We start from the raw sequence: 13,861 nt of genomic DNA, 5'->3' as shown, positions 1-13,861 counted from the left end.
GCATGAAGGGGTATAAACGAAAATGATACAATTTGGTGATACCAAATCGTATCAACGAGAATGAGGGTATGTTGGAGCGAGTGATAGTCCTTGATAGGGTCCCAGAGCGTCATCCAGACGTGAGCAAGCAGGACGCAGCGGATGCTTGGAATAACTGCATCAAGTGCATGCCTGCCTTTACGGGTGATCCCGACAGGTACGTCGCCATCGGGGCGGACAGCAAGGGACGCTTGGTCGAGCTGGTAGTAGTCAGGAAAAGCGGAGGCATATGGGTCGTCATACACGGACAGACACCTCCGCGAGAAAGCATCAAGAGGGAGCTTGGCCTTGGGAGGGGAAAACGATGACAACGATGAATGACGAGCAGATTTGCAGCGAACTTGGGCTAACGATGGGCGAGGTAGAGGAAATCGTCGCCAAGGTAGAGGCTGGCGATTTGAGCGATTACGACACGAGCAGGGTGATGGCAGGGCGTCCGCTCGAGCAGGAGCCGATGGACACCATCTCTCTCAAGATCCCGAGATCCCGTCTCCAGGCCGTCAACCGTATGGCACGGGAGGCGGGAGTCAGTCGGTCGGAGTTCGTTCGTCGCGCAATCGACAATGAGCTGATCGCACTCGCTTGACGGGAGCAGCAAGAGACGAGGAGGGATAACGGGCTGCGCCCCCGTAGTCCCAGATGGTCGCAGCGAAGGGTTATGTCCTGCTCCCGTTCCCGTCCGCCCCGCGCCTTCGTTCTCGTCGGCATCACTCGTTCAGGAGGTAGAGCGTGCGCAGGTACATGCGCATGTCGGGGTCCTCCAGGTCGGTGGCGATGGCGTCGCGGATCTTGTCGAGGCGGTAGCTCACCGTGTTGCGGTGCATGTGCATGATGTCGCACACCTTCTTGATGGATCCCTCGCAGTACAGATACGTGCGCAGGATCTCGAAGTCGCTCGTGCCGCGCTCGCGGTCGGCCTCGCGCAGCATCGACAGCGGGTTGGGCGAGGAGAGGAGCTTGGCGACGAACTTCTCGCTGCGGCTGAACGGGTCGGTGACGAAGTAGGGGAAGTAGCGGCGGAAGCGGAACACCCCCTCGGCGGTGAGCCCCTGGTCGAACGTCGTGTAGCGGCGCGAGCGGCGGTGTCCGTACTTGAGCGCGATGCGCGCCTTCTCGAGCGCGAGCGCGCTCTGGTCGATGTGCTCGTAGCGGTCCGACACGCCCACCTCCAGGCGCATCTGCCCCGCCAGCTCGAACAGGCGCTCCTCCATGCCGGCGATGCGCCCGCGCCGCGGCTCGGGCGTGCACAGAAGCACCACCACGCGCGAGCCCTCGAACGCCACCTTGCAGTTGGGGTCGGTCTCGAGCACCTTCTTCGCGAAGTAGCTGGCCGAGCCGGCGCGCCACGTGTTGTCGATCAGGCACATCTCGAACAGGCCCGTCAGCGGCAGCCCGTGGAGGAGCGCGCGCTCCTCCAGGTAGGAGCCGTCGTAGGTGTTGCCGGTGAGGAGCTCCTTCAGGAAGTAGGTGTAGCGCTGCTCGAGCGGGTTCTCGAGCCGCCAGTGGTGCGTGAGGCACATCTCCACGCGCTTCGCCAGCAGGTTGAACAGGAACACCTGCGCGGTGCTGATCGGCTTCTCCGACACCATCACCAGGTGCGCGGCGTAGGCGTCGTTCAGGCGGAACACGCGCTCGATGGAGGGGTGCGAGGTGATCTCGTTGGGCTCGTTGTGGACGGTCGTCCAGTCCTGGTGCGCCCACGTGCGCACCAGCCCCTTCTCGCGCGCCTTGCTCAGGGCGTCGGAGCTGTAGAACTTGTTCTCGATGAAGTAGCGGCTCGTGTCGTCGATGGGGGCGATGTTGGGCGTGTGCGCGATGTAGGAGTACGTGGAGTCCGAAAGCCCCACGTAGCTCTTGAGTACCGGCTCGGACGCCTTCAGCAGGTCCTGGCAGATGCACTCGCTCTCGATCATGTCGCCCATCACGTCGTTCCACTGGATGATGCCCATGAGGTAGCGCTGGATGCGGTCGGCGATGACGGCGGGCTCGAGGGCGGACTCGACGCAGATGTCGTCAGCCCGCGCCCCGGCGGGGGAGGAGGATATGCTCTCGCCCGGCTTCGACACGATGACGCAGCACGCGTTCTCAGGCAGCGTGCCGCGGGACTCCACCACGTAGACGGGCTTCCCCTCGATACCCGCCACGCCTATGCCCGGCGCGTCGTCGTCGCAGAAGGCCGACACCCACGAGAAGAGGTCCTTGGGGTGCCGGGGGTGCTTGGTCACGCGCATGTCGTTCTCGTCGAAGTACCCGGTGATCACGTCGAGGGGAAACTGCATCGCGCTCGCTCCTTCGTCCAGAATCCATATGGCTACCATACACCAAAAATCATGTCATATATGGCTACGATTGACATATATTTTGGGTCGCAAGGTGCGTAGAATACAGGTATGCAATCAGCTGAGGTGCAAGTGAAGGCCGAGCGGCCGAAGGGCCGCAGGAAGGGAAGCACCGAGAAATCGCTGGATGACGGCCCGGCAACCTGCAGGTGCCGAGTTCATTTCCGTCCTCTTAACAAACAGCAACTTCCGTTGCTTTTCTGTGCGCTCCGTGAGACGTTTGTAGCACCAAAGCGTGCGAACGGATGCGCGAAGCCTTGCGCTTTGGCGAAGGCAATCATTCAGACACACGAACAGGAGGATTCTCATGGCTGGTGTGAACGTTAGAAGCGAGATCATGCCCCTGAAGAAAGTTCTGCTGCACCGTCCGGGCAAGGAGCTCCTGAACCTTACCCCGAACACCCTCGAAGAGCTGCTCTTCGACGACATCCCCTTCTTGCAGGTCGCCCAGGCCGAGCATGACGCGTTCGCGCAGGCCCTGCGCGACGAGGGCGTCGAGGTCGTCTACCTCGAGGACCTGATGGCTGAGGTGCTCGACCTGTACCCTGAGCTGCGCGAGAAGTTCCTCAAGCAGTTCATCGAGGAGGCCGGCATCCGCACCTCTCGCTACCAGAAGATCATCTTCGACTACCTGAACGACAACTACCCCGCCAACAAGGACCTCGTCCTGAAGACCATGGAGGGCATCAACCTCACCGAGCTTCACACCGACAAGTCCAACTCGCTGGTTGACCTGGTGAGCGAGGCTTCCAAGATGGTCGTGGCGCCCATGCCGAACCTGTACTTCACGCGCGACCCGTTCGCCATGATCGGCAACGGCGTGTCCATCAACCGCATGTACTCGGTCACCCGCAACCGCGAGACCATCTACGGCGAGTACGTCTTCAAGTACCATCCTGACCTGCAGGGCGTGCCGCAGTACTACAGCCGCTACAACACGTTCCACATCGAGGGCGGCGACATCCTGAACATCAACGAGCACGTGCTCGCCATCGGCATCTCCCAGCGCACCGAGCCGGACGCCATCGACGGCATCGCGAAGAACATCTTCGAGTCCGACTCTCCCATCGACACCATTCTGGCGTTCAACATCCCGAACTCCCGCGCCTTCATGCACCTCGACACGGTGTTCACGCAGATCGACTACGACAAGTTCACCGTGCACCCCGGCATCCTCGGCCCGCTCACGGTGTTCGAGATCAAGTCCGACGGCCAGGGCGGCATCAAGGTGAAGGAGATGAACGGCACGCTCGAGAGCATCCTCGAGGAGTACGTCGGGCGTCCCGTCGAGCTCATCCCGTGCGGCGGCGGCGACCGCATCGCGGCCGAGCGCGAGCAGTGGAACGACGGCTCGAACACGCTGTGCGTGCGCCCCGGCACCGTGGTGGTCTACGACCGCAACGACGTCACCAACGCCCTGCTCGAGGAGAAGGGCATCCGCACCATCCAGGTGCCGTCTGCCGAACTTTCCCGCGGTCGTGGCGGCCCGCGCTGCATGTCCATGCCGCTGTGGCGTGAAGACGAGTAACCTTCCCCTGTGCCGGCTGCTGGTCTCCCCGCCAGCGGCCGGCACTCCCTCGCTTTTTCCATGTTCTACCGAAAGGAACCAACATGCCTGTTAATCTGAGTGGTCGTCATTTCCTGAAGCTGCTTGACTTCACCCCTGACGAGATCCGCTACCTCATCAAGCTCTCCAAGAACTTCAAGGACATGAAGCGCGCAGGCGTGCCGCATCGCTACCTTGAGGGCAAGAACATCGTGCTGCTGTTCGAGAAGACGTCCACGCGCACCCGCTGCTCCTTCGAGGTCGCCGGCTATGACCTCGGCATGGGCGTGACCTACCTCGACCCGGGCAGCTCGCAGATGGGCAAGAAGGAGTCCATCGAGGACACCGCCCGCGTACTCGGCCGCATGTACGACGGCATCGAGTACCGCGGCTTCGACCAGTCCATCGTGGAGGAGCTGGCCGCCAACGCCGGCGTCCCGGTGTGGAACGGCCTCACCACGGACTTCCACCCCACGCAGATGATCGCCGACATGCTCACGGTGGAGGAGAACTTCCCGCAGGGCCTCAAGGGCCTGAAGCTCGTGTTCATGGGCGACGCCCAGAACAACGTGGGCAACTCCCTCATGGTGGTGTGCGCGAAGCTCGGCCTGCACTTCGTGGCCTGCGGCCCGGCTGAGCAGATGCCGAAGAGCGACCTCGTGGAGACCTGCCGTGAGATCGCCGCGGAGACGGGCGGCTCGATCACCCTCACCGAGGACGTGGAGGAAGCCTGCACCGGCGCGCATGTCATCTACACCGACATCTGGGTGTCCATGGGCGAGCCCGCCGAGCTGTGGGCCGAGCGCATCCGCCTGCTCGAGCCGTACCGCGTGACCGCCGAGGTCATGGGCATGGCCTCCGACGACGCCATCTTCATGCACTGCCTGCCGTCGTTCCATGACACCAAGACCACCATCGGCGCCGAGATCGCCGAGCAGTTCGGCGTCACCGAGATGGAGGTGGCTGACGAGGTGTTCGAGTCCAAGCAGTCGCGCGTGTTCGACGAGGCTGAGAACCGCATGCACACCATCAAGGCGGTCATGTACGCAACTCTGAAGTAGGTAGGTTCCGCCCGTCCTTGCGGAACGGGCGGAACTGCTCGACGCTGCGGCTTCCTGCGGCACCTGGCCTAGCCCCTTGTTTGGGGCGCGGCGTGGGCGAAGCCCACTTGGCCCCAAGGCGGGGCTATTCCAGGCACCGCAGGAACCCTCGCTGACGTTACGAACGACCTGCACGTTCTGCGTTGCGAACGACCTGCACGTCCCGCTTTACGAACGACCAGCTGGTTTAGCTTTTAGTACCCCCTGACCTGTCGGGGAGGCTTTAGGGGGCCTCCCCTGGGTCCCTGTTCCCAAATTCGACCTGAGAGTGGTGATTTCAATGGCCTATCAGAAAGGCGACGGCAAAAGCGTAGTCATTGCATTGGGTGGCAACGCTTTGGGCAACACGCCGGCCGAGCAGCTTGAGCTCGTGAAGAGCACGGCCATCCATATCGTCGACATGGTGGCCGAGGGCATCAACGTCGTGGTGTCCCACGGCAACGGTCCTCAGGTCGGCATGATCAACAACGCATTTGACTACGCAAGCACCCACGACGGTAAGACGCCGGCCATGCCCTTCCCCGAGTGCGGTGCCATGAGCCAGGGCTACATCGGCTTCCACCTGTCCCAGGCGATCCTCGGCGAGCTCAAGCGCCGCGGCATCATGCGCTCGACGGCGTCCGTGGTCACGCAGACGGTCGTCTACCCCGACGACCCGGCGTTCGAGAACCCCACGAAGCCCGTGGGCGCCTTCCTCAGCGAAGAGGAGGCGAAGGCGCGCGCGGCCGAGACGGGCTACACCTACAAGGAGGACGCCGGACGCGGCTGGCGCCAGGTGGTCGCTTCGCCGAAGCCCCAGCGCATCGTGGAGTTTGACGCCATCAGGGATCTCATGGACGACGGCTACATCGTCATCGCCGCAGGCGGCGGCGGCGTGCCGGTCATCGAGCGCGACGACAGCTACCACGGCGTGCCCGCGGTCATCGACAAGGACCGCTCGAGCGCCAAGCTGGCAGCCGACTTCAAAGCCGACATGCTCGTGATCCTCACGGCCGTCGAGAAGGTGGCCATCAACTTCAACAAGCCCGACCAGCGCGACATCGACGTCATGAACGTCGCCGAGGCGCGCAAGTACATCGACGAGGGGCAGTTCGCCCCCGGGTCGATGCTCCCGAAGGTCCAGGCATGCATCGAGTACCTGGAGGCGCATCCCGAGGGACGCGCCCTCATCACCTCGCTCGAATGCGCCGCTGCGGGCCTCAAGGGGGAAACCGGTACCATCATCACGGCTTAAGGGAGCCGTGGTGCGACCCATACTCAACCTCTATTGAGAAAAGGAGGGGATATCATGACTTCCGAGACCAAGAAAGATCGCAAGAAGAGAAGCATATCCTCGTTTACCATCCTGTTGATCATGCTCGTCGCACTGGCCGTTATCACCATCATCATGGGCGCCGTCGGCGTCGAGGGCGTCGAGGGCGCAACGCTCTCAGGCGTGCTCACCGCGCCCGTGAAGGGCTTCACCGACGCCCTGCCCGTCTGCCTGTTCGTGCTCATCCTCGGTGGATTCCTGGGCATCGTCACCGAGACCGGCGCGCTTGACGCCGGCATCGCAGCGCTCGTCAAGAAGCTGCACGGCAACGAGCTCGTGCTCATCCCCATTCTGATGCTCATCTTCTCCATCGGCGGCACCACCTACGGCATGTGCGAGGAGACGGTCCCGTTCTACCTCCTGCTCGCCGCCACCATGGTCGCCGCGGGCTTTGACAGCCTCGTCGGCGCGGCCGTGGTCCTGCTCGGCGCCGGCTGCGGCGTCCTCGGCTCCACGGTGAACCCGTTCGCCGTCGGCGCGGCCATCGACTCGCTGTCCGCCACCGGCCTCGTCATCAACCAGGGCATCATCATCGGCCTCGGCGCCGTGCTGTGGCTCGTGACGCTGGCCATCTCCATCGTGTTCGTGATGCGCTACGCCAAGAAGGTGAAGGCCGACAAGGGGTCAACGATCCTGTCCCTCCAGGAGCAGGAGACCATGCACGCCGAGTTCAGCCATGTTGAGGAAGAGGCTGCGGCAAGCAACGCCCCGGCCATGACCAGCCGCCAGAAGTGGACGCTCGTGGTGTTCGCCTTCACGTTCGTCATCATGATCGTCAGCTTCATCCCGTGGGAGGACCTCGGCGTCGACGTGTTCAACGCGGGCGCGACCTACGAGGAAGTCGAGACGGCGGTTGACGGCGAGGAGATCGCCGCAGTGTACGACGAGGCCACCGGCACCGCGCTGACGCTTGACGGCGACGTCTCCGGCACGGCTGTCGCCGAGGAGCAGGTCACCGAGGGCTGGTCGTCGTTCCTGACGGGCCTGCCGCTCGGCCAGTGGTACTTCGACGAGGCCTCCACCTGGTTCCTGCTGATGGCGCTCGTGATCGGCATCATCGGCGGACTCTCCGAGAGGCGCTTCGTGAAGGCGTTCATCAACGGCGCTGCTGACATGATGTCGGTCGTCCTCATCATCGCGCTGGCCCGCTCCATCACCGTCCTCATGGGCGAGACGGGCCTGAGCATGTGGATCCTCGAGAACGCCGCCAACGCGCTCGCCGGCGTGTCGGCCATCATCTTCGCACCGCTGTCCTTCCTGCTCTACATCGTGCTGTCCTTCCTGATCCCGTCCTCCTCCGGCATGGCAACCGTGTCCATGCCCATCATGGGCCCCCTGGCCGGGGAACTCGGGTTCTCGGTTGAGACCATGATCATGGTCTTCAGCGCGGGCAACGGCCTCGTGAACCTGTTCACCCCCACCTCCGGCGCCATCATGGGCGGCCTGGCGCTCGCCAAGATCGAGTACGGCACCTGGCTCAAGTTCGGCGGCAAGCTGTTCGTGGTCCTGGGCGTGGCGTGCGCGATCATCCTCACCGTCGCCATGCTGGCCATCCCGATGACCATGTGAGTACCCCTCGGGCACTAGGAACCGTAGCCTCATGTCCGAGCACTAGAAGATGCGCCTGGGAAACCGGGCGCATCTTCGCATGTAGGGAAGGGAGTGGGCCCCGCCCCGTCGTCCCACCCCGTCCCGTCCCGCCCCGGCGCCCCGCATCGTAGTTCTATTATCAAATTAACAGAAATGAACATTTCATCTATAATCTCAGGAGGAAACGTTTATTTCTATAAAGGAGACGCCGCATGCCAACCAGGACGCCGCTTCCCGTCAATCGGGCGATGCGCAACGTGGCGCGCAACCTAGACCTTGCGCGACGCCAGCAGCGCATAACCGTGGAGCTTCTGGCTGACCGCGCCGGCCTCTCCGTGCCGACGGTTCGCAAGCTGCTCAACGAAGGCGCCGGCAGCTTCGAGAGCTTCTTGCGCGTGGCGCGCATCCTGGGGCTCCTCGATTACGTGGAGAAGGCAACCGACCCGCTCAACACCCCCATGGGCAAGCTGCGCGCCTACGACGACGTGCCCAAGCGCGTGAGGGGGCAGTGATGGAGCTCGCGGTCACCGTTCAGCTCTGCGGGGAGGACGTGCTGGCAGGGCGGCTCTATACCCACGTGCGACATGGCGTTGAGTCGGCAAGCTTCACGTACGACGCGGCGTATCTCGCCCTGCCGCGCGCCATCGCCCTTGATCCGAGCATGCCGCTTGCTGCGGGCACGCTGCATGCGGGCTCGTCGCCGATGTTCCGCGCGTTCGAGGACTGCATGCCTGATCGCTGGGGGCGGAACCTCATGCTGCGGGCAGAGCGCGCGACGGCGCGCGAGGAGGGCCGTGCGGCTCGCTCTCTCTTCGAGGGCGATCTGCTTGCCGGCGTGAGCGACGAGACGCGGCAGGGAGCGCTGCGCTTCTGGCAAGAGGGCATTGCCCTCGCGCCAAGCGCCTCGGGCGTTCCGCGCGAGGTGAGCATACCGGCGCTGCTGACCTCGGCTGATCGCGCCGCGCGTGACATGGACGCCGACGTGCGCGATCTCCTCGCGGCGGGGTCGAGCCTCGGCGGCGCGCGCCCGAAGGCTTCGGTGCGTGACGAGAGGGGCGTGCTCAACGTGGCCAAGTTCCCCAAGGCCGATGAGCTTCCCGACGAGGACGTGTGCGCATGGGAGAACGTGGCGGCGCATTTGGCGCGGCGCGCGGGCATGCGCGTCCCTCCCGCGCGGATTCTGCGCGTGTCGGGCCGCTCTGTGCTGCTCCTTGAGCGCTTTGACCGCGAAGGCGAGCGCCGCATCCCGTACATCAGCGGCTTGACGGCGGTTCAGGGGACGGATGGCGAACGGTACTCCTACCTCGACCTGGTTGAGTTTCTGGAAGAGAACGGGTCGGCTCCCGGCGAGGACCTTCCCGAGCTCTGGCGGCGCGCTCTGCTCAGCTGCGCGATAGGCAACGTTGACAACCACCTGCGGAACTACGGCTTCTTGCATGATGGGCGAGGGTGGCGCCTCGCTCCTTCGTTCGACGTGAACCCTACGCCGGGCGACGAGCTCAAGTACCTGAACACGGCGCTCGACTACGAGGCGATCGAGGCGCTTCCGCAGGTGGCCGTGTCGGTGTGCGAGTATTTCCGCGTGAGCGTTGAGGAGGCGCGCGCGACGTGCGCGAACATGGCGCGCGTGCTGGGAGGCTGGCGCAAGGCGGCGCGCTCGAACGGCATATCGGCGAGCTCCATCGCGGGCATGGCGAGCTGCTTTGACGGCGCGGTCGAGCGGCTGAGGTCCTGCGCGCAGGGCGGAAGGTAGCGGACGGGCGGCTCGGCTGCCGCTTCACCCCCGCCTCGCGGGCCCTCTGCGGCGGGGAGTTGTGAACGAATGGCGAATGCGGGGGCTGCGGCGGCAAAACGCCCGCATGGGCAGGTGAAAGATGGTAGAATCAGCCCACTTGCGGTTTCAGGCCGCCGCGCCGCCCGAGCGGGCGCGTTGCCCCAGCAGTAGCGCCACCCCGAAGGACCATCATCCCGGCGGCGCGCTGTCTCGCGGGGCGCGCCACGTAGGCGGGCGCGTCGCGCGGCAGGGGACGGCGCGGCTGCCCTCGAACGAGTTTGGAGAAGACGACACTATGGATATTCGCGAATCACTGGAGCAGATCATCGACGCGGCCATCGCCGCGGCGCGCGAGGACGGCTCGCTTGAGCTCGACAGCGCGCCCGAGGCAGCGCTTGAGCGCCCGCGCGACGAGTCCAACGGCGACTGGGCCTCCACCGTCGCCATGCGCTCGGCCAAGCTCGCGCGCAAGAACCCGCGCGAGATCGCTCAGATCATCGTCGACCACGTGCCGGCCAACGACATGATCGCGCAGATCGAGATCGCCGGCCCCGGCTTCATCAACATCCGCCTGTCCAACAGCGTGCTGCAGAACGTGGTGCGCGAGGTGCGCGAGGTGCGCGGCGAGTACGGCCGCGGCACCATTCCCGAGGGGCAGCGCAAGATCAACCTCGAGTACATCTCGGCGAACCCCACCGGCCCCATGCACGTGGGCCACGGCCGCTGGGCGGCGCTCGGCGACGCCACGGCGCGCGTCATGCGCCACGCGGGCTACGACGTGTACGAGGAGTTCTACGTCAACGACCACGGCGTGCAGATGGACAACTTCGGCGAGAGCGTGGCCGTGCGCTACCAGCAGCTGCTCGGGTGCGACGCGGAGATGCCCGAGGCGTGCTACGCCGGCGCCTACGTGAAGGACATCGCGCAGGTCATCATCGACGAGGACGGCGACAAGTGGCTCGACGCCGACCCGCGCGAGCGCATGGTGAACTTCCGCGAGCGCGCCTACCAGATGATGCTCGAGGACCAGAAGCGCATCTGCGAGGGCTTCGGCACCACGTTCGACCGCTGGTTTTCCGAGCGCTCGCTCTACGAGGAGGACGAGAACGGCGAGACGCCCGTGTCCCGCTCGCTCAAGGCGATGGACGAGAAGGGCTACATCTACGAGAAGGACGGCGCCACCTGGTTCAAGTCCAGCGCGTTCGACGACGAGAAGGACCGCGTGCTCATCAAGGCCAACGGCGAGATGACCTACTTCATGAGCGACGTGGCCTACCACTACAACAAGATGGAGCGCGGCTTCGACCACCTCATCAACATCTGGGGCGCCGACCACCACGGCTACATCGCCCGCTGCGAGGCCATGCTGGCCGCGTGGGGCTGGCCCGGCGCGCTCGAGATCATGCTCGGCCAGCTGGTGAACCTCTTCCGCAACGGCGAGGCGGTGCGCATGTCGAAGCGCACGGGCGAGATGATCACGTTCGAGGAGCTCATCGACGAGGTGGGCGTGGACGCCACGCGCTTCCTCATGCTGTCGCGCTCGTCTGACCAGCCCATCGACTTCGACATCGAGGTGGCGAAGAAGAAGGACAACTCCAACCCGGTGTACTACGTGCAGTACGCGCACGCGCGCATCTGCTCGATCCTGCGCAAGGCCGCCCCGGCCGACGTGGCCGCGGCCGCCGAGGCGGGGGAGGTCTCAACGGACGAGCTGGCGGCGAAGGTGATCCCGGCCGACGTGGACCTCTCGGTGCTCACGGACGCATCCGAGCTGGCGCTCATGCGCAAGATGGCCGACTTCGGCTCGCTCGTGGCGCTCGCGGCGCGCGATCGCGCGGCCTTCCGCCTGACGCACTACTGCCAGGACCTCGCGGCGCTGTTCCACCAGTTCTACACCAACTGCCACGTGCTCGTGGAGGACAAGCAGCTCCAGGAGGCGCGCCTGGCGCTCGTGGACGCCACCCGCATCGTGCTGGCCCTGGCGCTGAGCCTGCTCGGCGTCTCCGCCCCCGAGAAGATGTAACGGCGGGGGACGGCGGGCGTGCGCCTGCCGTCCGTGTGTTGCCGCTTGCGCAGCCTGCCGTCTGACGGACGCGCACGAACCAGCGCACCTCCTGCTCTCAGATAGCGAAGCGGCCCCTCAACCCGAGGGGCCGCTTTTTTGCGTCCTTAGTTTGCTCTGTTACAAGGGGAAGCGGGTTGTACCTCGCTAGTGTTTCCCAGATGATGCAGGAGCCCCTTGCGGGGCTCCGATGCTGGTTATTCGGCGAGCTTGACGATGATGCTCTTGCCGATCTTCTCGATGGAGAAGTCGTCGATGCTGCTCACGTACTGGCGCAGCTGCGAGAAGCCGAGGTCGCGTACCTTGAAGTCTTTGAATTTCGCGCGCACGGACTCGCTGATCTGAGCAAGCTCGATGCCCGTCGCGCCGGACTCGCGCACGAGCTGGCGGATGTAGTCCTGCGGCGTCTCGGACGCAGCCGTCGTCTTCTTGCCCGAACGGCGGCGCGATTTGCGCGCAGGCTTCTTGGCGGGGGCGGGGGAGTCGGCTTCGGCTGCGGGCTTGGGAGCAGGGGCGGCTTCGGCCGAAGGGGCGGGAGCTGTTTCGAGCGGCGTGGGCTGGGGAGCTGCTTCGGCTGCAAGCTGGGGGGCTGCCTTGGCGGGCGACTTGCGAGTTGCTTTGGCAGGCGACTTCGGCTTAGCCGACGTCGGCTCAGGTGCGGGGGTCGTCAGCTCGACCGCGGATGTAGTCGGCCCCGATGTGGGTGCGGTCGACTCTGACGCTGTTGTCGCGAGCTCGGCCGCAGGCGTGGCCGCCGGCTCCGTCATATCGGGCGCGGCCTCGGGCTTCTCCACCTTGGCGGCTGCCTTGGCCGATACGCGATGCCCGCGGCGGCTGCGCTTCGGGGCCGCCGGCTTCTCGGTCGGCTTTTCGCCGCTCCTGTCTGCGGGCGTTCCGACAGCCTTCTCGACTGGCTTTTCGCCGTTCCTGTCCGCGGGCGCCCCGGCAGCTTTCTCAGCCGGCTTTTCGCCAGTCTTCTCCTCGAGCGTTCCGGCAACCTTCTCAGCAATCTTCTCGGCGCCCTTCTCCGCAGCTGCTCCGACAGCTTCGGCGGCCACTTCGCCAGCTCCTTCGCCTTCTTCGGGCTTCGCCGCCGCAGCTTCCTCAGCTGCCTGCTGGGACGCGGCCTTGGAGGTCTTCGAGGACCGGCGCGGACGCTTCTCGTCGCGTCGGTCCTCGGCCTTCGCAGCCTTATCCTCGCGTCGCTCGTCTGCCTTCGCGGCCTTCTCCTCGCGCTTGTCCTCGCCGCCCTCGGTGAGCTCGACGGTCACCGAGCTGTGGTCCTTCGTGATGCGCACGCGCGTGAACTCGCTCAGGAGCTTCGAGAGCAGGTTCGTGCCGTAGCTGCGCACGTCGAAGTCGGGGTAGCGCTTGAGCAGGCGGCTTCCCACCTCGCCGAGGCCGGTGGACTTGCCGTTGTTCTGGTTGTCGGTGATGATGTCGACCACGGCCTGCTCCACCTCGTCCTTCGACATGGCGGGGCCGTTGGCGTTGCCGCTCTTGCCGCGCCTGTCGATGAGCAGCTCGAGCGTGGTGAACACGTCGCACGCGCGACGGAAGGGCGTGGGGGTCTTCTTCTCGCCCATGCCGATGACGGTGCGGCCGCTCTCGCGCAGGCGGCTCGCCAGGCGCGTGAAGTCCGAGTCGCTCGACACGATGCAGAACCCGTCGACCGACTCCGTGTAGAGGATGTCCATGGCGTCGATGATCATGGCCGAGTCGGTGGCGTTCTTGCCCTGCGTGTAGCCGAACTGCTGGATGGGCGTGATCGAGTTCTCAAGCAGCGCGTCCTTCCACTTGGCGTGCAGCGTGAGCGTCCAGTCGCCGTAGATGCGCTTGATGGTGACGGTGCCGTACTTCGACAGCTCGTTGAGGATGGGCTTGATGTAGCGCGCTGACACGTTGTCAGCGTCGATGAGCAGCGCGAAGCGCTTGTCGGAAGATGTCTTGATTTCCATAGGGTGCTTTCTCGAGCCGGTCCCCCGGAGGGGATGCGTGCAGATATGTTTTGCGATGCCTTAGATGATAGCGCGTGGCGGGCGCGTTTGGGGCCGCGTTGCGTCTGTTCGGGCAGAAACTTCGGAAATACGCGAAATTTC

General features: G+C 64.8%; 10 protein-coding genes. 8 read left to right on the top strand and 2 right to left on the bottom strand.

What is annotated here, in order from left to right; genetic code table 11:
- Positions 1-343: 343 nt before the first annotated feature.
- Positions 344-625, top strand: a complete 282-nt coding sequence (locus HRL41_RS02780; protein WP_172135442.1) for a ribbon-helix-helix protein, CopG family — start codon at positions 344-346, stop codon at positions 623-625.
- Positions 626-746: 121 nt separating this feature from the next.
- Here HRL41_RS02780 and HRL41_RS02775 read toward each other — a convergent pair whose 3' ends face one another.
- Positions 747-2,318 (bottom strand): CdaR family transcriptional regulator, encoded by a 1,572-nt coding sequence (locus HRL41_RS02775; protein ID WP_172135441.1) that lies wholly within the window; start codon positions 2,316-2,318, stop codon positions 747-749.
- A 367-nt stretch (positions 2,319-2,685) separates the two neighbouring features.
- On the opposite strand from HRL41_RS02775, the gene arcA reads away from it, so the two are divergent.
- From arcA to argS, 7 genes are all read left to right on the top strand, one after another.
- Positions 2,686-3,906 carry an arginine deiminase gene (gene arcA / locus HRL41_RS02770; protein ID WP_165170554.1) on the top strand — a complete coding sequence of 407 codons (1,221 nt, stop codon included), beginning with the start codon at positions 2,686-2,688 and terminating at the stop codon, positions 3,904-3,906.
- An 83-nt stretch (positions 3,907-3,989) separates the two neighbouring features.
- Positions 3,990-4,985 (top strand): ornithine carbamoyltransferase, encoded by a 996-nt coding sequence (gene argF, locus HRL41_RS02765; protein ID WP_165170552.1) that lies wholly within the window; start codon positions 3,990-3,992, stop codon positions 4,983-4,985.
- Positions 4,986-5,304: 319 nt separating this feature from the next.
- On the top strand, positions 5,305-6,258 hold the full coding sequence (gene arcC, locus HRL41_RS02760; RefSeq protein ID WP_165170550.1) for a carbamate kinase: 954 nt from the start codon (positions 5,305-5,307) through the stop codon (positions 6,256-6,258).
- Positions 6,259-6,312: 54 nt separating this feature from the next.
- On the top strand, positions 6,313-7,905 hold the full coding sequence (locus HRL41_RS02755; protein WP_172135440.1) for a YfcC family protein: 1,593 nt from the start codon (positions 6,313-6,315) through the stop codon (positions 7,903-7,905).
- A gap of 233 nt (positions 7,906-8,138) precedes the next feature.
- Positions 8,139-8,438 carry a helix-turn-helix transcriptional regulator gene (locus tag HRL41_RS02750; RefSeq protein ID WP_172135439.1) on the top strand — a complete coding sequence of 100 codons (300 nt, stop codon included), beginning with the start codon at positions 8,139-8,141 and terminating at the stop codon, positions 8,436-8,438.
- The gene (locus tag HRL41_RS02745; RefSeq protein ID WP_172135438.1) at positions 8,438-9,679 is read left to right on the top strand and encodes a type II toxin-antitoxin system HipA family toxin; all 1,242 of its coding nucleotides are present in this window, start codon (positions 8,438-8,440) and stop codon (positions 9,677-9,679) included. Before HRL41_RS02750 ends, HRL41_RS02745 begins: the two co-directional genes overlap by 1 nt.
- A gap of 316 nt (positions 9,680-9,995) precedes the next feature.
- The gene (argS, locus tag HRL41_RS02740) at positions 9,996-11,723 is read left to right on the top strand and encodes an arginine--tRNA ligase (protein WP_172135437.1); all 1,728 of its coding nucleotides are present in this window, start codon (positions 9,996-9,998) and stop codon (positions 11,721-11,723) included.
- A gap of 236 nt (positions 11,724-11,959) precedes the next feature.
- Here argS and HRL41_RS02735 read toward each other — a convergent pair whose 3' ends face one another.
- Positions 11,960-13,720, bottom strand: coding sequence for an NYN domain-containing protein (locus HRL41_RS02735; RefSeq protein ID WP_172135436.1), 1,761 nt, complete (start codon positions 13,718-13,720; stop codon positions 11,960-11,962).
- Positions 13,721-13,861: the final 141 nt, after the last annotated feature.

The organism is Adlercreutzia sp. ZJ473 (assembly GCF_013185065.1).
Taxonomy (GTDB): domain Bacteria; phylum Actinomycetota; class Coriobacteriia; order Coriobacteriales; family Eggerthellaceae; genus CAAEEV01.
The sequence above is the reverse complement of the archived record's forward strand: the minus strand, read 5'-3'. Positions and strand labels throughout refer to the sequence as shown.